General features: G+C 70.8%; 21 protein-coding genes and 1 pseudogene. 8 read left to right on the forward strand and 14 right to left on the reverse strand.

Annotation, left to right across the window (positions count from 1 at the left end):
• Positions 1-13 precede the first annotated feature (13 nt).
• The 5 genes and pseudogenes from ACZ516_RS31425 to ACZ516_RS31445 all read right to left on the reverse strand — a co-directional run bounded on the left by ACZ516_RS31425 (position 14) and on the right by ACZ516_RS31445 (position 6,310).
• Complete coding sequence (locus ACZ516_RS31425) at positions 14-2,014, reverse strand: hypothetical protein (RefSeq protein ID WP_469012969.1); 2,001 nt, start codon at positions 2,012-2,014, stop codon at positions 14-16.
• The gene (locus ACZ516_RS31430) at positions 2,011-3,174 is read right to left on the reverse strand and encodes a 5'-methylthioadenosine/S-adenosylhomocysteine nucleosidase family protein (protein WP_469012971.1); all 1,164 of its coding nucleotides are present in this window, start codon (positions 3,172-3,174) and stop codon (positions 2,011-2,013) included. Before ACZ516_RS31430 ends, ACZ516_RS31425 begins: the two co-directional genes overlap by 4 nt.
• Complete coding sequence (locus ACZ516_RS31435) at positions 3,175-3,918, reverse strand: NUDIX hydrolase (RefSeq protein ID WP_358587848.1); 744 nt, start codon at positions 3,916-3,918, stop codon at positions 3,175-3,177. It abuts the gene before it with no gap.
• Between the two features lie 211 nt (positions 3,919-4,129).
• Positions 4,130-5,578 carry a restriction system modified-DNA reader domain-containing protein gene (locus ACZ516_RS31440; RefSeq protein WP_469012974.1) on the reverse strand — a complete coding sequence of 483 codons (1,449 nt, stop codon included), beginning with the start codon at positions 5,576-5,578 and terminating at the stop codon, positions 4,130-4,132.
• Between the two features lie 166 nt (positions 5,579-5,744).
• Positions 5,745-6,310: pseudogene (locus ACZ516_RS31445) on the reverse strand (Uma2 family endonuclease).
• Positions 6,311-6,508: 198 nt separating this feature from the next.
• On the opposite strand from ACZ516_RS31445, the gene ACZ516_RS31450 reads away from it, so the two are divergent.
• Positions 6,509-8,527 carry a thioredoxin domain-containing protein gene (locus ACZ516_RS31450; RefSeq protein ID WP_469012975.1) on the forward strand — a complete coding sequence of 673 codons (2,019 nt, stop codon included), beginning with the start codon at positions 6,509-6,511 and terminating at the stop codon, positions 8,525-8,527.
• Positions 8,528-8,752: 225 nt separating this feature from the next.
• On the forward strand, positions 8,753-9,259 hold the full coding sequence (locus tag ACZ516_RS31455) for a carboxymuconolactone decarboxylase family protein (protein ID WP_358587853.1): 507 nt from the start codon (positions 8,753-8,755) through the stop codon (positions 9,257-9,259).
• A gap of 52 nt (positions 9,260-9,311) precedes the next feature.
• Here the strand turns inward: ACZ516_RS31455 and ACZ516_RS31460 are convergent, their stop codons facing one another.
• Both ACZ516_RS31460 and trhA read right to left on the reverse strand, forming a co-directional pair.
• Positions 9,312-10,052, reverse strand: coding sequence for a Mut7-C RNAse domain-containing protein (locus ACZ516_RS31460; protein ID WP_358912000.1), 741 nt, complete (start codon positions 10,050-10,052; stop codon positions 9,312-9,314).
• Between the two features lie 195 nt (positions 10,053-10,247).
• Positions 10,248-10,964: a PAQR family membrane homeostasis protein TrhA gene (gene trhA, locus ACZ516_RS31465; RefSeq protein WP_469012978.1), complete on the reverse strand. Its 717-nt coding sequence runs from the start codon at positions 10,962-10,964 to the stop codon at positions 10,248-10,250.
• Positions 10,965-11,289: 325 nt separating this feature from the next.
• Here trhA and ACZ516_RS31470 point away from each other — a divergent pair, with 325 nt between their 5' ends.
• Positions 11,290-13,137 (forward strand): phosphoenolpyruvate carboxykinase (GTP), encoded by a 1,848-nt coding sequence (locus ACZ516_RS31470; protein ID WP_469012979.1) that lies wholly within the window; start codon positions 11,290-11,292, stop codon positions 13,135-13,137.
• Between the two features lie 241 nt (positions 13,138-13,378).
• Here the strand turns inward: ACZ516_RS31470 and ACZ516_RS31475 are convergent, their stop codons facing one another.
• Together ACZ516_RS31475 and ACZ516_RS31480 are read right to left on the reverse strand one after the other, a co-directional pair.
• Positions 13,379-13,816 carry an SCO4983 family protein gene (locus tag ACZ516_RS31475; RefSeq protein WP_361077380.1) on the reverse strand — a complete coding sequence of 146 codons (438 nt, stop codon included), beginning with the start codon at positions 13,814-13,816 and terminating at the stop codon, positions 13,379-13,381.
• A gap of 83 nt (positions 13,817-13,899) precedes the next feature.
• Entirely contained in the window at positions 13,900-15,111 is a 1,212-nt protein-coding gene (locus ACZ516_RS31480; RefSeq protein ID WP_358581956.1) for a pyridoxal phosphate-dependent aminotransferase, read from the reverse strand.
• A gap of 149 nt (positions 15,112-15,260) precedes the next feature.
• Here ACZ516_RS31480 and ACZ516_RS31485 point away from each other — a divergent pair, with 149 nt between their 5' ends.
• The gene (locus ACZ516_RS31485; RefSeq protein WP_361077376.1) at positions 15,261-16,097 is read left to right on the forward strand and encodes a trypsin-like serine peptidase; all 837 of its coding nucleotides are present in this window, start codon (positions 15,261-15,263) and stop codon (positions 16,095-16,097) included.
• 97 nt (positions 16,098-16,194) lie between these two features.
• On the opposite strand, the gene ACZ516_RS31490 is transcribed toward ACZ516_RS31485, so the two are convergent.
• The 3 genes from ACZ516_RS31490 to ACZ516_RS31500 form a co-directional block, all read right to left on the reverse strand.
• Complete coding sequence (locus ACZ516_RS31490; RefSeq protein ID WP_358581951.1) at positions 16,195-16,593, reverse strand: DUF2267 domain-containing protein; 399 nt, start codon at positions 16,591-16,593, stop codon at positions 16,195-16,197.
• Positions 16,594-16,670: 77 nt separating this feature from the next.
• A complete protein-coding gene (locus tag ACZ516_RS31495; protein ID WP_361077370.1) occupies positions 16,671-17,093 on the reverse strand; it encodes an Hsp20/alpha crystallin family protein in 423 nt (140 codons plus the stop codon).
• A 143-nt stretch (positions 17,094-17,236) separates the two neighbouring features.
• Positions 17,237-17,620 (reverse strand): hypothetical protein, encoded by a 384-nt coding sequence (locus ACZ516_RS31500; protein WP_358581946.1) that lies wholly within the window; start codon positions 17,618-17,620, stop codon positions 17,237-17,239.
• A 424-nt stretch (positions 17,621-18,044) separates the two neighbouring features.
• On the opposite strand from ACZ516_RS31500, the gene ACZ516_RS31505 reads away from it, so the two are divergent.
• The 4 genes from ACZ516_RS31505 to ACZ516_RS31520 all read left to right on the forward strand — a co-directional run bounded on the left by ACZ516_RS31505 (position 18,045) and on the right by ACZ516_RS31520 (position 21,009).
• A complete protein-coding gene (locus ACZ516_RS31505; protein WP_361077367.1) occupies positions 18,045-18,386 on the forward strand; it encodes a MerR family transcriptional regulator in 342 nt (113 codons plus the stop codon).
• A 322-nt stretch (positions 18,387-18,708) separates the two neighbouring features.
• Positions 18,709-18,912 (forward strand): cold-shock protein, encoded by a 204-nt coding sequence (locus ACZ516_RS31510; protein ID WP_046930152.1) that lies wholly within the window; start codon positions 18,709-18,711, stop codon positions 18,910-18,912.
• A gap of 269 nt (positions 18,913-19,181) precedes the next feature.
• Positions 19,182-20,657, forward strand: a complete 1,476-nt coding sequence (locus tag ACZ516_RS31515) for a DEAD/DEAH box helicase (protein WP_358581940.1) — start codon at positions 19,182-19,184, stop codon at positions 20,655-20,657.
• Between the two features lie 61 nt (positions 20,658-20,718).
• Positions 20,719-21,009: an SCO5918 family protein gene (locus tag ACZ516_RS31520; RefSeq protein ID WP_358581938.1), complete on the forward strand. Its 291-nt coding sequence runs from the start codon at positions 20,719-20,721 to the stop codon at positions 21,007-21,009.
• A 188-nt stretch (positions 21,010-21,197) separates the two neighbouring features.
• Here ACZ516_RS31520 and ACZ516_RS31525 read toward each other — a convergent pair whose 3' ends face one another.
• Both ACZ516_RS31525 and ACZ516_RS31530 read right to left on the reverse strand, forming a co-directional pair.
• Complete coding sequence (locus ACZ516_RS31525; RefSeq protein WP_361087570.1) at positions 21,198-22,814, reverse strand: N-acyl-D-amino-acid deacylase family protein; 1,617 nt, start codon at positions 22,812-22,814, stop codon at positions 21,198-21,200.
• 93 nt (positions 22,815-22,907) lie between these two features.
• Entirely contained in the window at positions 22,908-24,215 is a 1,308-nt protein-coding gene (locus tag ACZ516_RS31530; protein WP_469012985.1) for an amino acid deaminase, read from the reverse strand.
• Positions 24,216-24,380: the final 165 nt, after the last annotated feature.

Here is a 24,380-nt window from a genome sequence, read left to right on the forward strand (position 1 = left end):
GCTGAGTCCAGGGTCAGCCGGCCATCTGGAAGGGCGCCAGGCTGTCGGGGCCGTGCCGTTCGATCCAGCTCTTCCCGTCCGCGGCTATCCCCTCCAGGAGGCGGAAGGTGTGGGTGGAGCCGGCCGCGCTGAGGTTGATCTCGGAGATCTCCCGGGCATTCTCGGTCGGTGCCAGTTGATGCGCGTCGGCGTCCTTGACGCGGATCTTCCTGGCCGGTCCGTTGGCGAGGAGGAGCTCCAGGTCGTAGCCGATGTCGGCGTTCTCCGTCACCTGTACGGAGGTCAACGCGTCGAACCGGTAGTTGCTCCGCTGCTCGTTCCTGCGCGTCGCGTCGGAGAAGTTGAACTCGGAGCTGATCTCGCGGATGCCGTCCTGGGTGAACAGGAACAGGCGGAAGACGTAGTGCGAGTACCGCCAGGGGCCGCCTCGCACCCGGCCCCGTTTGTAGGAGGGGGCGGGGGCCACCAGGATGGTGTGGGTGATCAGGTCGCGCCAGGTGAGCCGGTGGTACCGGAGTGCCTCGTCGACGAACGACGTCTTGTCGCAGGTGAGCCAGGTCTCCATCTCCAGTTCGCTGGGGCGCGTCTCATCCAGGAACGACTTCCAGCGCTGGTAGGCGATCTGTCGGTCGGTCAGGTCTTCCTGGTACTCCCGGGTCTCCCGGACCAGCCGGTGCTCCTCACGCCGGACCTCCAGCCATCGGGAGGCGGTCGCGTGCCCGGACCAGACCGCACCGAGCACGGCCAGGAACGCCCACAGCACCCGCTGTTGCCCGGCACCGGAGACCGCCGTGCCAAACGCGGACAGAGCCGCCGCGGCGAGAGTGGCGAGGGCCGCCACGGTCAGGGCCTTCGTCCTGGCCGAAGCCTGGTCCTGGCGGTACCGATCGAACAAGGTGCCGTTGTTGTAGCGGTTCCGGGCGTCCTCGGCGAGGTACCGGATCAGCCAGTCGACCCGATTCACGGGAATCCGGGACTCCCGGTAGAGGTCCGCGATCTCGGCGGCGAGACTGCCGCGGATCTGATCCGTGTGGGCGAGCCAGGCGTCCGAGGTGAACCCGTGGGACCGGCGAACGCTGAAGTAGTGATCGAACGAACGGCGGACGCCCTTGGTGAAACCGCTCTCGGTGGCGGTGCCGGTGGTGGCGGTGGAGTCGGGGTCGTGCGGGTGCGGCGCGGGGGCCCCGGCGGCGAGAGTCGGCCGGGACCGGCCCCACCACCGGACACCGAAGCGGGCCGCTGTCAGGCCCGCGCCGAGCGCCACCGGCAACTCGACGATCGCCCGCGCCGGATCCGCGACCAGGGCCAGGCCCCAGAGGAACGCACTGCTGACGACGAACAGGGCCGCCCGGACAGGGAGGGCCGCCTTGACGGCGTCAGCGGTGCTCGGCCGGGGCGCAGCGGCCCGCGCCCCGATGGGAATCGGTGCGAAGTAGGCCCAGACCCGGCGGCTCCGGTCGTTGCCGAAGCGCTCTGCCCTGGCCCGTCCGAGGGTGTCCGCCCACAGCTCGTCCTTCAGCCCTCCGGTGAGCATGAGGTCGAGGTGGCGGAGGATCGCGTCGTGCTGGTGGCGCGGCAGGCCCTGCAGTTGCTTGAGCACGGGGCCGGTCTCGCTGCCGGTGGTGCTGAGCACCGCCAACAGGTCGAAGGTGACGCACAGGGCTTCCTTCCACCCGTCCTCGGGGAAGGTCCGTACGAGCCTGGAGGTGTAGCGCAGCCGCTGGACCTCTTCGGTGGTCAGGTCGTGGTGGGTGCGTGCGCTGAGCATGGCCAGCACCCAGTGGAAACGAACCTCCGCGCCGTCGTACCCGTGGGCGATCGCATCAGTGATCATTTCGCGGGCCCGGCTGGGGACGCCGTCCTCCAGGAGCTGCACGCCGACCCGGTACTTCTCCTGCGGCGAGGCGTCCGGGTGGACGAAGTTGACGGTGGACTCGTGTACGACCTGGGCCTGGATCCCGACGTTGGAGTTGTACGCGGCCGAGCTGTACGCGGCATCGTCGGCGGGGTTCATGCCAGGTCACCGGCCGCGGCAACGAGGGGCGCCAACGCGGCCACCAGCGCGGGGCACTCCGCGACCAGTCCGCGCAGCCTCTTGAGCGTCATGACCGTCCGTTTCGACGAACCAGGGGTGTGCTCCCCGGCCGACCGGAGAGCGGAGTCCAGATCGGTCAGGGCCTCCCGGTAGCTGTCCTCGTCGAGAGCGCCCTCGGTGCGGTGCCGGCCCAGCTGCTCGCGGAAACCGTGCAGTTCCGTGATCAGGTCGGTCGGGCCGGACGCTTTCGGGGCCGCGTTCATGTGGACACTGCTGCCCGTGACCGAGTCGGCCATGATGCCGACGGTGCTGTTGTGGACCGTGTTGCTGACGCGCCGGGCGAACCGGTCGGCCGAACGGGCCCTGTCGTCCTCGGGCATCGCGGCCTCCTCCTGCTCGCCCATCAGTTCCACTGCCAACCGGATGGCGAACGCCGACGCGTTCGCCGCGGCCCGCGGTTGCCAGTTGCGGTCCCCCGCACTGTTCTTCGTGCCGTCCGCCCGATCGCTGATCCCCCGGACGATGGCCACCGGCGCCCCGCTGAGATGGCCGGCCTGGGCCACACCGGCCGCTTCCATCTCGATGGCGAGCGCGTCGTTGTAGTGCTGCCGGATCCACTTCGCCTCAGCCGAGATCCTTGAGTTCTGGACGATCTCACCGGCGGCGATCGCCCCGAAACGCACCTGCGGTCCGTCCTCGTCCCCGGGGGTGGGGTCCGCCCAGTCGTCCGAACGGGCCAGGTACGAGGCGAGCTGGCTGATGCCGTGCGGCGCTTCCCACGCCCGGGGACGGGCTTTGAGCCCGTCGTCCTCGCTGGTCCCGCCGTGGTAGGCGTACACATGGGACGCCACTACGACGTCACCCAGCCTGGTGGCGTCCCACAGGGCGCCGGCGACTCCGACGAACAGCACGGCCACCGGCGAGAACTCCTGGATCGCGCGTTCTGCGATCACCGCGGCGGAGTGGTTCCCCTTATTCGTCAGACCGAGCGCGACACGGCACGAGGTGCCCCGGACGGTGCCCGTTTCGAACCGGGTGCCGCGCTCATGGCGGTGCACCTGAAGATCCGCCAGCCGTCGGCGCACGGACTGATATTCCAGATTGAGGGCGGTGAGGATCACCACCGGGCCTTTCGGCATCTACTCCTCTTCCCCTTTCGCGTTCTCTTCCTTGGCAGCCGGCGTGGGTCGGATCAGCGGTGGAAACAGCACGGTGTTCGGACCGGCCCGGTACAGCCGCGCGGGCCGCCCTCCCGTGGACCTGCGGTCCGTGCCGGCGGGGACGATGAAGCCCTTCGCGGCCTGGACCTTCCGATAGAAATTGCGGGTGTCGAGCGGGGTGCCCCAGACGGCCTCGTACACCTGCTGCAGCTCCGCGATGGTGAAGCTCTCCCCGCAGAACGCGGTGGCCAGCGCCGAGAACTCAATCTTGGTGCGCGCCCGTTCGATCCCGTCCGCGGCGATGCGACGGTGGTCGAAGGCGAGGGCGGCCTCGCCGGACAGGACGGCTTCCGCGGGGACCCACGCGGCATCGGCGGCATCCGTCCCCGCGACAGGGTCGGGCAGCCCCGGTGCGATCGCCAGGTGAGCCACGGAGACGACGCGGCCCCGCGGGTCGCGGCCCGAGCTTCCGTACACGGCCAGCTGCTCCAGGTGCACGCAGCCGGAGGTCAGGGCCGTTTCCTCACTGAGTTCGCGGTGGGCGGCGTCCAGGATCTCCTCGCCCTCGTGGCTCAGGAATCCGCCGGGCAGCGCGAGCATGCCCTGGAAGGGATCTTCACCCCGCTCCACCAGGAGGACGTGCAGACGATGCTCCCGCAGCGTCAGGATCACGAGATCGACCGTCAGCAGGACAGGGGGTGGGGACCAGGCATCAACTTGCATGCCGGGCACGCTACTTCAGTTACTGTCACTTGCACAAGAAGGGGGGAAGGGGAAGCCGCCGCACAGCTCGGAGAGGGATGGAACTGCCCACCGCGGGATGGCTCACCAGCACAATTCGGCTCACCGAGCCCGTCCATGGCGAGTGTTCTGCGGTTGCCTGCGGGGCCCGGCCGGGAGATCGGCCCGGGCCGGACCTGAGTGGCCGCTCGCTTCAGCCGCCGTGCTCGCGCAGAAGTTCGATCATGTTGCGGAGCATCGGTATCGCCGAGTCACCGACCTTGTCCTTGTCGTTGAAATGCATCAGCTCGTTGCGGATTTCGCGGAGCTCGTCGAGGCGGGCGATGAAGGACTTGCGGTCCAACGGCCAGCCCAGCTTGTCCCACTGCAGCTGATTGCCCAAGATCTGTTGGTAATCCCCATAGGACAGCTGATCGAAGGCGGCGAGCTTCCGGCGTCCGTCCGGATCACAGAGCGCGACCACCTCTGCGAGGTCCAGGCCTTCCGAGATGACACGGCGTAGTTGCCGGTCGAGGTCACCGATGAGCAGGAAGGGCCGGGCGGTGGCACCGTATTCCGCGGCCACGTCGGCGATGGTGATGATGCCGGCGATCTGATTCGTCTGGTCCTTGACCAGGAGGAAGCCGAACCGTTCCAGATCGGGCAGGACGTCGATCAGGTGGTCGGCATAGCTGACCGCGTGAGCGGCGACGATGGCATCGGAGAAGGGAGCCTCGGAGTTCGCGTAGCGCGCTCGGGCGATGGACTCCCACGTGACGGCGCCCCGCAGGTTCCGAGTTCCGCCCAGTACCGGCAGTTGCGAGTACCCGTTGAGCCGCATTTTGGTGAACACCTCCTCGAAGCTCGCCGAGGAGGACACCGACACGACGCCCTTGAGCGCTGAGGGCAGGTTGCCGACCGTCTGACCTTGGATCGGTTCCCCCTTGTCCTCCTCGTTGTCGGAGGGGGTGGCAAGCCTTGGGATGTCGGATTCCCCTGGCTCCTCCTGCCCCGCCACCGGCCCCTGCTCGGTCGTGTCCTCCTCGTCCTCGGCGTCCCCGGAGGTGATGGCCAGGGTGACCCGGTCGTCGATCCCCACGGCTGCGAAGTCCGGCACTGTGGACAGGCCGTGGTTGGCCAGCTCGGCGGCTACCCGCTCGGTGACCACGTAGCCGCGCCGGGATGCCCCCCACCAACCGAGCAGATCGCGGACGGTGAGTGTGACCGGGGCCTTGGCGTCCGCCTGCCTCCGGGCCTCTTTCAGCCGCGTGTGCCGGAACGCGGAGTCCTTCGCCGTGATGTCGCCGGAAGGCGGCAGCTCCGCCGCCGTGTCCAGGAGACTCTGCCTCACCTGGTCCAGCAGGGTGCCGTCGTCCAGTGCCCAGGCGGTCCACCCGTCGTATGGGCCTCGCCCGGTGGCGGCGGCTGCGGCCGCCGACGGGGATCTGAACCGCCGGCCGTCACTCAACTCGATTCTGCCGTCCGCGGATACCTGTGCTCGGTGCTCCTGCCCGGACCGCCGCTGCCGGAAAGTGAGGCGCGTCCCCGGGCTCAGCAGACCGGCGCGGACGAGGTCGGAAACCAGTACCCGCCGCCCTTCTATCAGGTAGGAGGCTCGCCCCAGAGGCTCGTCCGCACTGCCGTCTGCCGCGTCATCAGTCACTGGTTTCCCCCGCTCGGCCTGCCTCGGAATGCTGGGATCATCGCAGAGCCGTCTCCGTCATCGGAGCGGATTCAGACGATTGCCTCGCCGGGTGCGGCCTGTCCCCTTGGCGGCCCGATCCGGAGCGGTCGGGATCGGCCCGGTATCTGGACGACCTTTCCGTTCTCTACATGTCCCCAAGATCGACCGCGATGGGGAACGGTGCCGTGGTCTCTACCGTGCCGGTGAACATCTCGCCGTCCCGGTAGGCCTTGGTCGCGGGGTCGAGGACGTAGGTGTAGACGATCGGGACGCCGGTGGCGGCCTGCTCGATGCGCCAGTAGAAGGGGATGCCTGCCTTGGCGTACTGGTCCACCTTCACGATCCGGTCAGTGGTCTCCGAACCGGGCGACACCACCTCGACGACCAGGAGTACGTGCTCGGGGCGGGTGGGTGTGAGGTCGATGGTCTCCGCCCGGTAGACGATGACGGCCGGACGGCGGTTGGTGAGCGGAACGTCCTGGAGACGGACATCGAAGTCCGTGTCCGCGTTCCAGTCGGGGCCTGCGGCAGCGTCCAGGGCATTGGCCAAGACCCGCGCCAGTCGGTTGTGCCGCTTCGAGGCGCTCGGGCGCACGACGACCAACCCATCCACGATCTCGATGCCGGCGCACTGCTCCTCGGACCAGGAGTCGTACTGCTCCACGCTGATCTGCGAATGCATCACGCGGGCGCCACCATCTCGGCTCCCATGGTGGACCTCCTTCGAGGAGCCTCGGCAGGTCTGGCGCTGCTGCGCCAAGCCCACTGTTCCGAGATGTCCGGCCGCCCGGCCAGATGGGGATGGGGGTCACCCACCGCGTGCCGGTCCACAGGCGCAAATTCAGCCGAGCCAAACGACCCCGCGAAGGTTTCGCCGGCCGTGCCAGGCGCTGTGAGAGGCTGGGTCTCATGAACCGGTTGGCTGGTATGACCTCGCCGTATCTGCTTCAGCACGCCGACAATCCGGTCGACTGGTGGCCGTGGGGACCCGAGGCGTTCGCGGAGGCGAAACGGCGTGATGTACCCGTACTGTTGTCGGTCGGGTACTCGGCGTGTCACTGGTGTCACGTCATGGCGCACGAGTCCTTCGAGGACGAGGCGACGGCCGCGCTCATGAACGAGAAGTTCGTGAACATCAAGGTGGACCGCGAGGAGCGGCCCGATGTCGACGCCGTCTATATGGAGGCCGTGCAGGCCGCGACGGGGCAGGGCGGCTGGCCCATGACCGTCTTCCTCACCGCCGACGCCGAGCCCTTCTACTTCGGCACGTACTTCCCGCCCGAGCCGCGGCACGGCATGCCGTCCTTCGCTCAGGTCCTGGACGGCGTGCACCGGGCGTGGACGGACCGGCGCGGCGAGGTCGCCGAGGTCGCCGGCAAGATCGTGCGCGAGCTGGGGGAGCGGCAGCTCACCCACGGCTCCGGCGAGAAGCCCGGCGAGGACGAGCTGGCGCAGGCGCTGCTCGGGCTGACCCGCGACTACGACGCCTCGCACGGCGGCTTCGGCGGCGCGCCCAAGTTCCCGCCGTCCATGGTGATCGAGTTCCTGCTGCGGCACTACGCCCGCACCGGCTCCGAGGGTGCCCTCCAAATGGCCGCCGAGACCTGCGAGCGGATGGCGCGCGGCGGCATCTACGACCAGCTCGGCGGCGGCTTCGCCCGCTACTCCGTCGACAGCGAGTGGGTCGTGCCGCACTTCGAGAAGATGCTGTACGACAATGCCCTGCTCTGCCGGGCGTACGCCCATCTGTGGCGCGCCACCGGCTCGGACCTCGCCCGCCGCGTCGCCCTGGAGACCGCCGACTTCATGGTCCGCGAACTGCGCACCAACGAAGGCGGGTTCGCCTCCGCGCTCGACGCCGACAGCGAGGACCCGGCCACCGGCAAGCACGTCGAGGGTGCGTACTACGTATGGACGCCCGAGCAGCTCCGGGAGGTCCTCGGGGACGCCGACGCCGAACTGGCGATGTCCTGCTACGGCGTCACCCGCGAGGGCACCTTCGAGGAAGGCGCCTCCGTCCTCCAACTCCCGCTGCGGGAAGGGCCCGTGGCGGACGCCGCGCGGCTCGCCTCGATCCGTGAGCGGCTGCTGGCGGCCCGCGACCGGCGCCCCGCGCCCGGCCGGGACGACAAGGTGGTCGCCGCCTGGAACGGCCTGGCCGTCGCCGCGCTCGCCGAGGTCGGCGCGTACTTCGACCGGCCCGACCTGATCGCGGCGGCCGTCGGCGCCGGCGATCTCCTCGTACGTCTGCACATGGACCCCCGCGCGCGGCTCGCCCGCACCTCGAAGGACGGCAGGGCCGGCGCCAACGCGGGTGTCCTGGAGGACTACGCCGATGTCGCCGAGGGCTTCCTCGCGCTGGCGTCCGTGACGGGGGAGGGGGTGTGGCTGGAGTTCGCCGGATTCCTGCTCGACCACGTCCTCACCCGGTTCGTGGACCCGGAGAGCGGCGCGCTGTACGACACGGCGCAGGACGCCGAGCGGCTCATCCGGCGCCCGCAGGACCCCACCGACAACGCCGCGCCCTCCGGGTGGACGGCGGCGGCCGGCGCGCTCCTGTCGTACGCGGCGCACACCGGCGCCGCACCGCACCGCACGGCGGCGGAGCGGGCCCTCGGCGTCGTCAAGGCGCTCGGGCCGCGCGTGCCCCGGTTCATCGGACACGGCCTCGCGGTCGCCGAGGCGGCGCTCTCCGGGCCCCTCGAAGTGGCCGTGGTGGGCGACGTCCTCGGGGACCTGCACCGCACGGCACTGCTCGGGGCCGCGCCCGGCGCGGTCGTCGCGGCGGGCCCGGAGGGCTCCGAGGAGCTGCCGCTGCTCGCGGGCCGGGGCCTGATCGGCGGGCTGCCCGCCGCGTACGTCTGCCGGGGCTTCGTCTGTGACGCCCCGACGACGGACGCGGCCGCGCTGGCCGGTCTGCTCTCCTGAGGCCCACCCCGGTCCGTCTCCGAACGCCTGCCTGACCCGTCTCCGAACGCCTGCCCGGTCCGTCTCCTGAGGCCCACCCGACCCGTCTCCTGAGGCGGACCCGGCCGGGGTCCCGCCGGAACGCGTGCGGGGTCCGCCCAAACGCGTGTGGCTCCCCCGGTCACACTTTCTCCTCGCGCTCCGTCAGTGCAGTGAAAGCACCACAGCAACCCGAGGGAGACGGCGATGGAAACGCGTTCGATCACGGCGGAGATCCCGATGGCGCCGAGGATGTCCGATGACCCGGCGGCCCTCGTGCCCGAGCTGGCGGAGGTGTCGGCGGCGCTGTTCAAGGTCGTCGGCAACGGCTCGCTGCCGCGCCCGACGATCAGCCTGGTGCAACTGCGTGCCGGGCAGATCCTCGGCAGCACCTACCTGACCGTGCTGCACACGGGCTTCCTGAACAAGATGGGGGAGACGCAGGAGCGGATCACCTCGGTGGCCTCCTGGCAGGACTCGCCGTACTTCACCGGCCCCGAGCGGGCCGCGCTGGCGCTGGTGGAGGCGGTGCTCCAGCCGGCCACGCAGGGCGAGCGGGTCCCCGACGAGCTGTACGCGCAGGCGGCCGAGCACTACGAGCCCAAGGCGCTCGCCACGCTGATGTTCGCCATCGGCCAGGTCAACTTCTTCGCCGCCGTGGCGCTCATCGCCAAGCCGGTGCCGGGCCGGTCGTTCACCGACCCGTGGAAGTGAGCCCGGCATGAGGTGAGGGCCCCGCCGACATGGGGTGAGGGCTCCGCCGGCCTCAGGCGAGGGCTTGGGCTCCGCCGAACTCCTCCATGGCCCCCGCCACGATCGCCTCCAGCCGGTCGTGGTGGGCGCCCCGCCAGTACACGCGGGAGCACTCACCGCACTGGGCGAAGACGTCGTACGTCCCCCGGGTGCCGCCTTCGAGGACGTCCGCGACCTCCTCCTTGGTGGCCGCCCGGAGCGTGCCGTTGCAGGCTGTGCACCGCGTCCAGGGCCGCAGTCGAGGCGCGAACCTGCCGAGCACGTCCCGGAGTTGCTCCTCCGGGCGGTCGCTGTAGACGTACGCTCCGGCCCACAGCTCGCGGCGCCGCAGCAGGCCCCGGTCGCGGCTCAGCAAAACGCGCCGCTCGGCCGCCGAGCGCGCGGCGAGGGCCGGGTCGCCGATGTCCGTGCTCTCGTACGCCGCGTCGACGCCGAGGAGCCGCAAGCGCCGCGCCAGCGTGCCGAGATGCACGTCGAGGAGGAACCGCAAGGGGGCGCCCGGCACCGGTTGGGGGCGGCGTACCGCGCGGACGCGGACGCTCTCGCCGGCCGCCGGGATGTGTCCGGCGGCGACCTCGCGCCCGTCCACGACGAGCGCGCCGACCTCGGTGAGGGGGACACCGAGGGACTCGACCACGTGCCCGAGCGTGGACGCACCGTCCGTAACAGCCCTCGTGGGACCGCCCCTTCGCTCCTGCGGGACGAAAACGCCCAGCTCAGGGGCGAAACCTACGAGGATCTCCGGACCGTTCATAGGGTCAGGATGGCACGGCGCGCCGGCCCGCCACCGGGGATTTTCAGGCGCCGGCCGACTGCGACCGTCCGGCTGCGACCGACCCGGCTGCGACCGGCCGCGACTGGTCCGGCGTCCGGGAGCACACGGCCGGGCACGAAAAAGTGACCCCGGACAAAGAGCCGGGGCCACTGGGCGTGTGCGGTGGGGCGGGGGTCAGCCGTGTCGGTAGGCCACCAGGGAGATGCCGATGTAGTGGACGGCGAAGGCGGCCAGCGTCAGCGAGTGGAAGACCTCGTGGAAGCCGAAGTAGCGGGGGGAGGGGTTGGGGCGCTTGATGCCGTAGATCACGCCGCCCGCGCTGTAGAGCAGTCCGCCGACGACCACCAGGACGAGCACGGCGACGCCGCCCGTGTGCATGAAGTCGGGCAGGAAGAAGACGGCGGCCCAGCCCATCGCGATGTAGCACGGCGTGTACAGCCAGCGCGGGGCGCCGACCCAGAACACGCGGAAGGCGATGCCCGCGACGGCCGCGCCCCAGATGCCCCACAGGAGCCACCGCCCCTTCGCGTCGGGGAGCAGCAGCATCGTCAGCGGGGTGTAGGTGCCCGCGATGATCAGGAAGATGTTGGAGTGGTCCAGCCTGCGCAGGACGCCGTCCGCCCGCGGACTCCAGTTCCCCCGGTGGTACAGCGCGCTCACGCCGAAGAGCAGACAGGCGGTCAGGGCGAAGACGCCGCAGGCGATCCGGCCGCGGGTGGTGTCCGCGAGGGCGGTCAGCACCAGGCCGGCGACGACCACCGCGGGGAACATGCCGGCGTGCAACCAGCCGCGCATCTTCGGCTTGACGGGCAGCGGCATGTCCTGCGGGGACGGGACGAGGGAGGGGGCGTCCCCGGGTTCCGGGATCGGTTCGGAGGCGGAGGCGGTCATGGTCCGCATCGTACCTACGGGCCCGTAAGTCGGTCATCAGCCAGTGGCGGACCCCACCCCGCCCCCGCCCCGCCCGCCCCGGGCACCCCGCACCCAAAGCCCCCCATCAAAACGGACGGAACCCCGCCCTCGTACCCGAAGCCGTACAAGTGGCGAGCCTCACGCCGCTCAGGTGTGAGGCCCTCTGGACAGATGCGCGGACGCGTCGGATGATCAAATGAGTGCGGTCGGCACCGGATGAGCGCCAAAGGAAGTACACGTGAAGCGTCCGGGTCGCAGCCCCCACGGGGCATACATCCCAAAAACCCCTCGATTAGGAGCAATCGTGGCGCGCGACATCGCGGCTCCCAGCACCGTCCCGACCAACACCGTCCCGACCCGTCACAAGGAGCTCGCCTCCTGGGTCGACGAGATCGCCGAACTGACGCAGCCGGACAGGGTGGTCTGGTGTGACGGCTCCGAGGCCGAGTACGAGCGCCTGTGCGAGGAGCTCGTCGCCAAGGGCACGTTCAAGAAGCTCGACCCGACTCTGCGCCCGAACTCCTACTACGCGGCCTCCGACCCGACCGACGTCGCGCGCGTCGAGGACCGCACCTTCATCTGCTCCGAGAAGGAGGAGGACGCGGGCCCGACCAACCACTGGAAGGCCCCCGCCGAGATGCGGGAGATCTTCCGCGGCACCGACGGCAAGGGCGGTGTCTTCCGCGGCTCCATGAAGGGCCGCACGATGTACGTCGTGCCCTTCTGCATGGGCCCGGTCGGCTCGCCGCTGTCCGCGATCGGCGTCGAGATCACCGACTCCGCGTACGTCGCCGTCTCCATGCGCACCATGACCCGGATGGGCCAGGCCGTCCTGGACGAGCTGGGCGAGGACGGCTTCTTCGTCAAGGCCGTCCACACCCTCGGCGCCCCGCTGGCCGAGGGCGAGGCCGACGTGCCCTGGCCCTGCAACTCCACGAAGTACATCTCGCACTTCCCCGAGGACCGCGAGATCTGGTCCTACGGCTCGGGCTACGGCGGCAACGCCCTGCTCGGCAAGAAGTGCTACGCCCTGCGCATCGCCTCCGTCATGGCGCGTGACGAGGGCTGGCTGGCCGAGCACATGCTGATCCTGAAGCTGACGCCCCCGCAGGGCGAGAGCAAGTACGTCGCCGCCGCCTTCCCCTCCGCCTGCGGCAAGACGAACCTCGCCATGCTGGAGCCGACGATCTCCGGCTGGACCGTCGAGACGATCGGCGACGACATCGCCTGGATGCGCTTCGGCGAGGACGGCCGCCTGTACGCGATCAACCCCGAGGCCGGCTTCTTCGGCGTCGCGCCCGGCACCGGCGAGCACACCAACGCCAACGCCATGAAGACGCTGTGGGGCAACTCCGTCTTCACGAACGTCGCGCTCACCGACGACGGCGACGTCTGGTGGGAGGGCATGACGGAGGAGACCCCCGCCCACCTCACCGACTGGAAGGGCAACGACTGGACCCCGGACTCCGGCGTCCCGGCCGCCCACCCCAACGCCCGCTTCACCACCCCCGCCTCCCAGTGCCCGATCATCGCGCCCGAGTGGGAGGACCCCAAGGGCGTGCCGATCTCGGCGATCCTCTTCGGCGGCCGCCGCGCGAGCGCGGTCCCGCTGGTCACCGAGTCCTTCGACTGGCAGCACGGCGTCTTCCTCGGCGCGAACGTCGCCTCCGAGAAGACCGCCGCCGCCGAGGGCAAGGTGGGCGAGCTGCGCCGCGACCCCTTCGCCATGCTGCCCTTCTGCGGCTACAACATGGGCGACTACATGGCCCACTGGGTCGACGTGGCCAAGGACAAGGACCAGGCGAAGCTCCCCAAGATCTACTACGTGAACTGGTTCCGCAAGGACGACAAGGGCCGCTTCGTGTGGCCGGGCTTCGGTGAGAACTCCCGCGTCCTGAAGTGGATCGTGGAGCGCCTCGACGGCCGCGCCGAGGGCGTCGAGACCCCCATCGGCATCCTCCCGACGGTCGACTCGCTCGACACCGAGGGCCTGGACCTGCCCGCGTCCGACCTGGAGTTCCTGCTCACGGTCGACAAGGAGGTCTGGCGCGAGGAGGCCGCGCTGGTCCCCGAGCACCTCAACACCTTTGGCGACCACACGCCGCAGGAACTGTGGGACGAGTACCGCGCGCTCGTGCAGCGCCTCGGCTGACGCTCCAGCGCCACGGAAAGGGCCCCGCACAACGGCGTGCGGGGCCCTCCCGTATGCGTGGGCACGCGTCCTTGTGCGGAGGCACGCGTCCTTCACGCTTTCGGCACACGGCCCTCACCTGCGCGGTCCCCGCGTGCTTCAATGACGAGGCTCATCGGCGGGGCCAAGGGCACCCCCAGTGCCGTCGCCACCGCTGGTGGCACCCGGTCCGCGGCCTCACCGGCCGCGGACCGGGGCCGTTTCAGGGGGTGCCGACCAGGCGCGCGGCGTCCGCGTGGGCGTCCATGCGCTCGGCGGCCAGGATCGCCGCCGCGGTGTCGGCGCGGGAAGCCGCCACGACCAGGGCGCGGCCCGCGAGGGCGTGGGCGCGCTGGTGCAGGGCGGCGAGCGGGGTCAGGGGGTGGCTCCCGCGCGCCGGGCCGGGGGCCCGGCCGGCGGCGACGGAGGTCCGCACCGGCTGCGCGCCGCGGCGCAGCCGCGCCACCTCGCGCGCCAGCCGCTCGGCGGCGGCGTCCAGCTCGGCGGCCGGGGCCAGGGCGCGCAGCTCGTCGGTGGCGGCGAGGAGCGCCGCGAGGTGCCCGGCGAGCTGGATGTCCAGCTCCTCCTCGCGGGAGCGGTGGGGGAAGCTCGCGTCGTCGGCCGTCGAATGGACCGACTTGGTGCGGATCGGCTCGTACACGGGATGGCCTCCAAGCGGGTTGCTTGACACCATCCTAGCTTGGATTCTGTCTAAAGTTATGCCTGCCCCAGGTGGCGTACGCCTCAGGGCTGGCTGTAGCCGTCCAGGAAGTTCCCGATCCGCCGGACGGCCTCCGCGAGGTCCGTCGCCGTCGGCAGGGTGACGACACGGAAGTGATCCGGTTCCGGCCAGTTGAAGCCCGTACCGTGGACGACCATGATCTTCTCCGCCCGCAGCAGGTCCAGGACCAGCTGCCGGTCGTCCTTGATCTTGAACACCTTCGGGTCGAGCCGCGGGAAGAGGTAGAGCGACCCCTTGGGCTTCACGCAGCTCACCCCGGGAATCTGCGTGAGCAGGTCGTACGCCGTGTCCCGCTGTTCGAGGAGCCGCCCGCCCGGCAGCACCAGGTCGTTGATCGTCTGGCGTCCGGCGAGCGCCGCCACGACGCCGTGCTGACCCGGCATGTTCGCGCACAGGCGCATGTTGGCGAGGATCGTCAGGCCCTCGATGTACGAGGAGGCGTGCGCCTTCGGCCCCGAGACCGCCATCCAGCCGACGCGGTAGCCCGCCACCCGGTACGCCTTGGACATGCCGTTGAAGGTGAGGGTCAGCAGGTCCGGCGCGACGGCGGCGGTCGGCGTGTGCGTCGCCCCGTCGTAGAGGATCTTGTCGTAGATCTCGTCCGAGCAGACCAGCAGATTGTGCCGGCGCGCGATGTCGGTCAGGCCGCGCAGCATCTCGTCGCTGTAGACGGCGCCGGTCGGGTTGTTCGGGTTGATGATGACGAGCGCCTTGGTGCGGTCGGTCACCTTGCGCTCGATGTCGGCGAGGTCCGGCATCCAGTCGGCCTGCTCGTCGCAGCGGTAGTGCACGGCGGTGCCGCCGGACAGCGAGACGGCCGCGGTCCACAGGGGGTAGTCCGGCGCCGGTACGAGGACCTCGTCGCCGTCGTCGAGCAGGCCCTGCATGGCCATCACGATCAGCTCGGAGACGCCGTTGCCGATGAAGACGTGCTCGACGTCGGTCTCGATGCCGAGCGTCTGGTTGTGCATGACGACCGCGCGGCGGGCCGCCAGGAGCCCCTTCGCGTCGCCGTAGCCGTGCGCGGTGCCGACGTTGCGGAGGATGTCCTCCAGGATCTCGGGCGGGCACTCGAAGCCGAAGGCGGCGGGGTTGCCGGTGTTCAGCTTGAGGATGCGGTGGCCCGCCGCTTCCAGCCGCATGGCCTCCTCGAGCACGGGGCCCCGGATCTCGTAACAGACATTGGCGAGCTTCGTCGACTGGATGACCTGCATGGCGGTGAGCTTACGGGGTGTTCCGGCGGGCGGCGGAGCGGATTTCGCCTCCCGCCCGGCGGGCGCGGGCCCCGGAGGCGGTCTTGTCCCGCGAGTTCTCTGGCCCAACAATGCGCATGACAACTCTGCCATCGGAGGGGACCCCCCACATGAAGAAGCCTCTCGTCGGTGCCTGCTCCGCCGTGCTGCTCCTGGGAGCGACGGCGGCGCCCGCGGCGGCCGTCAGCGAGGAACGCCCCGTCCAGCCGGCGGTCAAGGCCGTCGGCTTCGCCGGGACCGTGGCGCTCAGCAACTGCTCCGGCTCCCTCGTCCGCGTACCCGCCTCGCAGCCCGGCGACCCCGCGCTCGTCATGTCCAACGGCCACTGCCTGGAGACCGGCTTCCCCGGGGCCGGCGAGGTCGTCGTCGACCAGCCCTCCTCGCGCACCTTCACGCTCCTGAACGCCACGGGCGGCAACCTCGGCAAGGTCAGGGCGAGCAAGATCGCGTACGGCACGATGACCGACACGGACGTCTCGCTCTACCAGCTGACCAGCACCTACCGCGACATCGAGAGCAGGTACGGGATCAAGGCGCTGGAGCTGAGCGCGGCGCGCCCCGAGCGGGGCCGGGCGATCACCATCGCCTCCGGCTACTGGAAGAAGACCTACAGCTGCGCCATCGACGGCTTCGCGTACCGCCTCAAGGAGGGGGAGTGGACCTGGAAGGACTCCCTGCGCTACACCTCCGCCTGCCGGACGATCGGCGGGACCTCGGGCTCCCCGGTGATCGATGACGCGACCGGCAAGGTCGTCGCCGTCCACAACACCGGCAACGACGACGGCGGCCGGTGCACGGACAACAACCCCTGCGAGGTCGACGAGAGCGGCCGGGTCACCGTGCGCCAAGGCGTCAACTACGGCCAGCAGACCTACACGATCGTGCCGTGCGTCGGCGCCGGCAACAAGATCGACCTGAACCGTCCCGGCTGCACCCTGCCCAAGTAGCGGGGCCCCCGGGCGGCCGGGCAGGGAAGCGAACGCGAGGGCGGGTGCCGTCCGAGCCCCCTGTCCGGGGCCCGGGCGGCACCCGCCCCTCAGGTCCTCAGGCCGCCGCCACGAGCTCGGCCCGGCCGAACAGCAGGGCGTAGCCCGGCGGCAGCAGGCTCAGCAGGCGGTCGACGAGCGAGCTGTCGACCGCCCGCGCCAGGGCGGTGAGGACGGAGCTGACGTCCCATCGGGCGGTGGCCGGCGTGGCGCCCTCCAGGCGCTGCGCCACGCTCTCGACGAACTCCGCGGCCGTGAGCTGTCGGGCCACGGGAACCTGGTCGGCGATCACCTTCGCCGCCTCGGCCGGCAACTGCCCCGCCAGTTCCACGCGTTCGTCCCCGACGACGTGGCCGCCGAGGGCGGCCAGGACGGTGCGCGTCACGCGCTCGGCCTGCGCGGCGGTGGGGTACTGGCCGCATTCCCGGACCGCCTCGATGAGTTCGCTCCATCTCATCGTGCCGTTCTCCTCCGTTTCATCTGGTCGATCGGCCGCGCTCCCCGCGTGGCCGCGCGGCTGCTCGCGCGAGGGCGTCAGCCGCTGATCTGCCGGCGACCGCTGTCGCCACCACTGATCTGGATCTTGCGCGGCTTCGCCTGCTCGGCCACCGGGATGCGCAGGGTCAGCACGCCCGCGTCGTACGAGGCGTCGATGCGCTCGGTGTCCAGGGTGTCGCCGAGGAACAGCTGGCGGGAGAAGCTGCCGGTGGGGCGCTCGGCCGCGATCATCTCCACGCCCTCGCGGGCGGGGGAGCGGCGCTCGGCGCGCACGTTCAGCACGTGGCGTTCCACGTCCAGGTCGATCGACTCCGGGTCGACGCCCGGCAGGTCGAAGTGGACCACGAACTCGTCGCCCTCGCGGTAGGCGTCCATCTGCATTCCGGCCGGACGCGCGCTGTTGAAGACCTGCTGGGTGAGGCGGTCCAACTCGCGGAACGGGTCGGTGCGCATGAGCATCACGGGTCACTCCCTTCCTCAGGTACTGGGTGCGATGCCCTACGTTTTTCTATATAGCCCAAGGAAGGAAAATTGACAAGGTGGGACTCAGGTCCGGCGCGGGAGCTCTCGCGGGAGCCGGCCCCGGACCCGAGTCCGGGCGGTCAGTGGTCCGAGTAGCTGAGGTCTCCCACCGTCCAGGCGCTCACGTCCTGGAGGGCGATGCGGTACATGCCCCCGGTCTCCGGCAGGCCGAGGGTGCCCTGGAGGATCCGGGCCAGATGGAAGTGCAGATGGGTGGGCGGCGCGGTCTCCCGCGCCGGGGCGGCGGGCGCCTCGTCGGCCTCGCTCTCGAACGCGGCGGCGAACGGGCGCAGCTGGTCGGAGTCCTTGAGGACTTCGGCGACGCGCCGCCGCCACAGGGCTTCGGGGGCCAGCCGTCCGGTGATGACGGCGCCGGCCGCGACCACGGTGAGGGACATCTGATTGCTGCGCTCGGACTCGACCAGGGAGGCGATGTCGACGAGCAGTTCGTCAGGCTTCGACATGACTGGTGAGCCTACCGAGGCGGAGGGGCGCGTGGGTGCCCGGATACCTCTCCCTCCGCTCCCGAAAATCTGTCGTGGCTACGGTAGACATGCGCAACCGACGTGGCTAGAGTTCTTCGTGTAGTCACAGACGTTCGACACAGGACGTTCCAGCAGTACCGAGTACCAGCAGTTCCAGCAGTACGAGAGGAGTGGGACGCCATCAGGATCGCCTGGGCGGAGTCCGATCTCGCCCGGGTAGCGCAGGCCCCGGATTGGAAGGTGGTCCCCGGTCAAGCAACCGCGATCCCCGCATCCCCGCCCCGCCGGGCGGCCGTGCGGATACAGAGAGCCGGCACACACGGCCGGTAGATGGTGTTGAAACCCCTCGGGGCCTGGTGTCGTACGGCACCAGGCCCCTCGACGCGTTCCAGAAAAGGTGCAGATGCCCCCAGAGACTCATCAGCAAGGTCCCGACCGGTTCGACGACGACGACTACCCGGCCTACACCATGGGCCGGGCCGCCGAGATGATCGGCGCCACGCCGGGCTTCCTCCGGGCGGTCGGTGACGCTCGCCTGATCACCCCGCTGCGCTCCGAGGGCGGCCACCGCCGCTACTCCCGCTACCAGCTGCGCGTCGCCGCGCGCGCCCGGGAGCTCGTCGACCAGGGCACGCCGATCGAGGCGGCCTGCCGCATCGTCATCCTGGAGGACCAGCTGGAGGAGGCCCTGCGCCTCAACGAGCAGTTGCGCCACTCCGAGTCCGAGGGGGCCAAGTCGTCCTGAAAAAGCCCGCCGTGGGCACGGGTCTCGCGTCGGCGCCACCGGATATCTACGGCGGCAAATGCAGAATTTCGCGTGATGCGCGATGAGGGTTTATCCGCCGAGCGGCTGAACGCTATAGAAACCTCTGCACGAGCGGCGAGAGCGTGCTACTGTCGTTATCAGTTGCAGTTGTGGTTCCCAAGAGACTTCAAGTGCTCAGTCGGCGTTATGTGTCGGCGGGGCACTTTGTATTGCCGGTTATTTCCGGACGGGGAAATCATTGCGGCGACGCGGAGTTCGCACAGTGTGGATTCCACGGGCACTGCCCCGAAGGAGATATGACATGGCTACTGGCACCGTGAAGTGGTTCAACGCGGAAAAGGGCTTCGGCTTCATCGAGCAGGACGGCGGCGGCGCCGACGTCTTCGCTCACTACTCGAACATCGCCACCCAGGGCTTCCGTGAGCTCCAGGAGGGCCAGAAGGTGAACTTCGACGTCACGCAGGGCCAGAAGGGCCCGCAGGCCGAGAACATCGTTCCCGCCTGACGCTGACGCGCACTTCGTAGCTGGGGCCCGCACCTTGGGTGCGGGCCCCAGCTCGTTCTGTTTCCGGGGAGAGCACTCCCCGATGACCTGATGCGACACCCCGGTGGTTCTGCCCGGAGCGTGTCCCTCTTTCTTTCTTGACCGGCCGCTCCCGGAATAAATCCGGCGGCCGGAATTATGTTTAATCCCCCCGGCCGTTCCTGCAATTCTCGACGCTGTTCCGCGTCGTGAGAATTCCTCGATACGCGCCGCATCGAGGAAGGTTCTTCATGAACCGCTCAAGTCGCACGAACAGCCGATACGCGGGCGGCGCCCGACCCGCGTCCGCCGGCCGGTCCTACTCCAGGGGCGGCGGCTCCTCCCGGCGCCCCGCCGCGCTCCAGGGAGAATTCGCCCTCCCGGTCACCGTCACCCCCGCCCTGCCCCCCGTCGAGGACTTCGGCGCGCTCGGGCTGCCGGACACGGTGGTGCAGACCCTCACCCGGCTGGGTGTCACCGCGCCGTTCCCGATCCAGGCGGCCACGCTGCCCAACTCGCTCGCGGGCCGTGACGTCCTCGGCCGCGGGCGCACCGGTTCCGGCAAGACCCTCGCGTTCGGCCTCGCCGTGCTCGCCCGCACCGCGGGTCAGCGCGCCGAGCCGCGCCGCCCCCTCGCCCTGATCCTCGTGCCCACCCGGGAACTGGCCCAGCAGGTGACCGACGCGCTCACCCCGTACGCCAAGGCGGTGCGGCTGCGGCTGGCCACCGTCGTCGGCGGCATGTCGATCGGCAGGCAGGCCGGTGCCCTGCGCGCCGGTGCCGAGGTCGTCGTCGCGACCCCCGGCCGGCTCAAGGACCTCATCGAGCGCCGCGACTGCCAGCTCGACCAGGTCGCCGTCACCGTCCTGGACGAGGCCGACCAGATGGCCGACATGGGCTTCCTGCCCCAGGTCACCGAGCTGCTCGACCAGGTGCGCCCCGGCGGTCAGCGGATGCTGTTCTCCGCCACCCTGGACCGCAACGTCGACCTCCTGGTCCGCCGCTACCTGAGCGACCCGGTCGTCCACTCGGTCGACCCGTCGGCGGGCGCCGTCACCACGATGGAGCACCACGTGCTGCACATCCACGGCGCCGACAAGTACGCCGCGACGACCGAGATCGCCGCGCGCGACGGGCGGGTCATCCTCTTCCTCGACACCAAGCACGCCGTCGACCGGCTCACCACCCATCTGCTCAACAGCGGGGTGCGGGCGGCGGCGCTGCACGGCGGCAAGTCCCAGCCGCAGCGCACGCGGACGCTCGCCCAGTTCAAGTCCGGCCAGGTCACCGCGCTCGTCGCCACGAACGTCGCGGCGCGCGGCATCCACGTCGACGACCTCGACCTCGTCGTCAACGTCGACCCGCCGGCCGACCACAAGGACTACCTGCACCGCGGCGGCCGCACCGCGCGCGCCGGTGGTTCCGGCAGCGTCGTCACGCTGGTCACCTCGGCGCAGCGGCGCGACATGAGCCGGCTGATGGCCGCGGCGGGCATCACCCCGCAGACCGCGCAGGTGCGTTCCGGCGAGGCCGAGCTGACCCGCATCACCGGTGCCCGGACCCCCTCGGGCGTCCCCGTGACCATCGCCGCCCCGCCGAGGGAGAGCTCCGGACGCCCGGGCTCCCCCTCCCGTGGCCGGCGCCCGCGCGACGGGCGTGCCCGCCGCGCCTACGCCTCCCGTTCGGGTGGCGCCGCGCAGGGCCCCTCGCAGAGCAAGGCCGCCTGACACCGGCGGTCACCGCCCCCGTCCGGCTCTCCCTCTCCCCCCTCCCCACCTGTGAGGCACCATGCGCTGTGTCATCGCCCGTTTCCCCTTCGACCTCTTCAAGAGCGAGGTCGAGCAGACCATGAAGGGCGTCAAGCCCGAGCCCGTCACCGGTGAATCCGTGATCATCGGGCGTCGTCACTACCCCGTCAAGCAGGTGGGGGAGGCGATCACCCGGCAGGACCGGCGCGACTTCTCCGCGCAGGAGGTCACCCGGGCGCTGAGCGGCCTCGGCTTCACCTGCCGCCCCGCGCCCGCGCCCGTCGTGCCCGAGCCCGTCGTGTCGGAGACCTGGCCCACCTCGGTGGTCTAGGGCGTGTTTCGAAAGTCCCGTCTGCCTGGCGACGCCTGGCACGCACGCTCGCCGCGTTGTCGGGATCGCCCCGATACCACCAGTATCGGGGCGACCCTCCGCCTTGCGATCGCACGCACCAGACGCCGCCAGGCCCGCCCTGCGGGCGGACGACGCTACTTTCGAAACACGCCCTAGGACGCCCGCGGTCAGGGTGTCCGGCGTACGGCGCGACCCGCGAGGGTGGCCGTGCGCCGGCCGTCCCGCATGACGAACCTGCCGTCGATCAACACGTGCGGGATGCCGGTCGGCAGCGTGCGCGGTGCCGCGAAGGTGGAGCCCGCCGCGACCGTCTCCGGGTCGAAGAGCACCAGGTCGGCCCGGTACCCCTCGCGGACCAGGCCCCGGTCGGGCAGGCGGAGGCGGGCGGCGGGCCGCGCGGTGAGGTGGGCGACCGTCTCTTCGAGCGACATGACGCCCAACTCCCGCGCGTAGCGCCCGAGATACCGCGGGAACGTGCCGTACGCGCGCGGGTGCGGCTTGACGCCCCGCAGGATGCCGTCGCTGCCGCCCGTGTGCACGCGATGCCGCATGATCGCTCGTACGTTCTCCTCGTGGCCGACGTGCTGGAGGATGGTCGAGCCCAGCCTGTCGTCGATCAGCAGGCGCCGCGCGGTCGCCCAAGGGCCCTCGCCCCGCGCGTCGGCGAGGCTCCGGACCGTCTGGCCGACACAGGAGGCGAGCGCCGGGTCGTTGACCCCGGATATCTCGATCGTGTCCCACTCGACGGGCACCCCGTGGCAGCCGTCGGCGCCCACGACCTCCATGTGGTGGCGGATCTTCTCGGCGGTCGCGTCGTCCCGCAGCCGGGCGAGGATCGCGTCGGGCCCGCCTTCCCCCGCCCAGCTGGGCAGCAGCGCGACGAGCGTGGTGCAGCCGGGGGTGTAGGGATACGTGTCCAGGGTGATGTCCGCCCCCTGCGCGAGGGCCTCGTCCAGGAGGGCGAGCAGATCGGGCGCCTTGCCCTTGTTCACGCCGAAGTTCATGGTGGCGTGCGCGAGGTGGAGGGGGCAGCGCGCGGTGCGGGCGAGGGTCACCATCTCCTCGTACGCCTGGAGGGCGCCCGCGCCGTAACTGCGGTGATGGGGGCAGTAGTAGCCCTTGTGGGCGGCCACCACCCGGCACAGCTCGGTCAGTTCGGAGTCGTCGGCGTACATGCCGGGCGTGTACGTGAGCCCCGACGACATGCCCACGGCGCCCTGGCGCATCCCCTCGGCGACGAGCTGCCGCATCCGGTCCAGCTCGGCGGGGGTCGCGGGGCGGTCGTCCCAGCCCAGCGCGTACATCCGGACGGTGCCCTGCGGGACGAGGTACGCGGCGTTCACCGCGATGCCGTCCCCGCCGTGCGCGGTGTCGAGCGCGTCGAGGTAGCCGCCGACGGTGCGCCACGTGAAGTCGATGTCGCCGCCGTCGCCGTTCCAGCCGGTGATGGCGCGGCGGACCCCGGCGAGCGTGCGGTCGTCGACGGGGGCGTAGCTCAAGCCGTCCTGGCCGATGACCTCCAGCGTGACGCCCTGGGCGGCCTTCGCGGTGTGCGCGGGGTCCCGGAGCAGGGCGAGATCGCTGTGGGCGTGCATGTCGATGAAGCCGGGCGCCAGCGCGAGGCCCTCGGCGTCCAGGGTCCGGCGCGCCGTCGGGCGGGGGCCGGGGCCTGCCCGCTCCTCGCGGATCTCGGCGATCCTGCCCTCGCGTACGCCGATGTCGGCGCGGTACGAGGCACCGCCGGTGCCGTCGATGACGCGTACGTCCCGGATCACCAGGTCCATGGGGTGTCTCTCTCTCGTCCGCGCGGCGCCTGCGAAGTGCCTGTGAGGTGCCTGCGCGGTGCCTGTGAGGTGTCCGGGGGCCCCGGCGTCGGCTCAGAAGAACGTGCGGACGTAGTCCACGACCGTCCCCCCGTCGGTCACCACCGGAATCAGCTGCCACTTGTCGAAGGCCGTGCACGGGTGCGAGAGCCCGAGGCCCACCCAGTCGCCCACGGCGAGGTCGGCCTCCGGGGAGGTCCGCAGCCAGCCGTGCTGGTCGGACAGGCCCGTGACCGTGATGCCGGCCGCGGGGCGCTCCACGCCGTCCCGGCGCACGACCCGCGCCGAGGGCAGATCGAGGTCGTACGCCGCGTCCCGCTTGCCCGCGTTGATGAACGCCTGCTCGACCGAGGGCCGCGACACCACCTGCGCCCAGAGCCGGAACGCCGGCTCGAGACCGCCCTCGTCGGGGACGCGGTTGAACGGCGTCAGCCGCTGGTAGTGGCCGTCGTCGTGGGAGACGTACGCGCCCGAGCGCAGCAACTTCAGGACCGGCGCGGACAGTTCCGGGATCTCGGCGAACACCGAGGCCACCGCGTCGAACCAGGCGCTGCCGCCGGCGCTGACCACGACCTCGGGCAGGTCGGTGAACCGCCCCGCCGCGTCCAGCTCGACGAGCAGGCCGACGAGCCGCCGCAGCCAGGCCGTGACCCGCTCCGTGGAGGGCTGCGGCACCTCGCCCTCGTAACCGGCGACGCCGACGAGACGCAGCGTGTCCGCGCCCGCGACGGCGTTCGCGATCTCCAGGCACTCGGCCTCGGTCCGCACGCCGGTGCGCGCCTCGTCGCCCGCCGCCAGTTCGAGCACGACGTCCACGGGCCGGGTCGCGCCCGCCTCGCTCAGGGCGGCGTGCATCAGCTCCACACCGCGTACGGAGTCGACGTAGCAGAGGAAGCGGAAGGAGGGGTCGGCGTCCAGTTCGCCCGCGAGGCGGCGCAGTGCCGCCGCGTCGACCAGTTCGTTCGCGAGGAAGATCCGCGAGATGCCGAACGCCCGTGCCACGTGCACCTGGTGGGGCACGGCCAGGGTGATGCCCCACGCCCCGTGCTCGATCTGCCGGGCGAACAGCTGCGGGGCCATCGACGTCTTGCCGTGCGGCGCGAAGGCGAGGCCGTGCCGCTTCGCGTACGTCTCCATGAGCGCGAGGTTGTGCTCCAGGCGCTCGGCGGACAGGGCGAGGACGGGGGTGGTGAAGCCGCCGGTGAACAGGTTCCGGCGCTCGGCCGCCAGCTCGCCGACGGTGCGGCCCGTCGCGTCCGGGGGAAGCCCCTTGAAGCGGTGGTCGACCCGCTCGTCCGCGAGCGCGGCCAGCGGATCGACGGGACGTCCGACGGTGTGGTCGGCGGCGTGGTCGGCGGCCATGGGCGCCTCCTCCAGAGGTGCGTTGCATTATGTGCAACGTTCATTGCGTATGTCGCGTACTGCTGTCTAACATCCGAGCCAACGCCGGGTCAACGGGTCCGGGGAGCCGGTTGAGGAGCTGGAGAACGTGACCGCACAGGCAGCCGCGAAGGCGTCCGCACCGCC

The organism is Streptomyces sp. NPDC034037 (genome assembly GCF_055575715.1).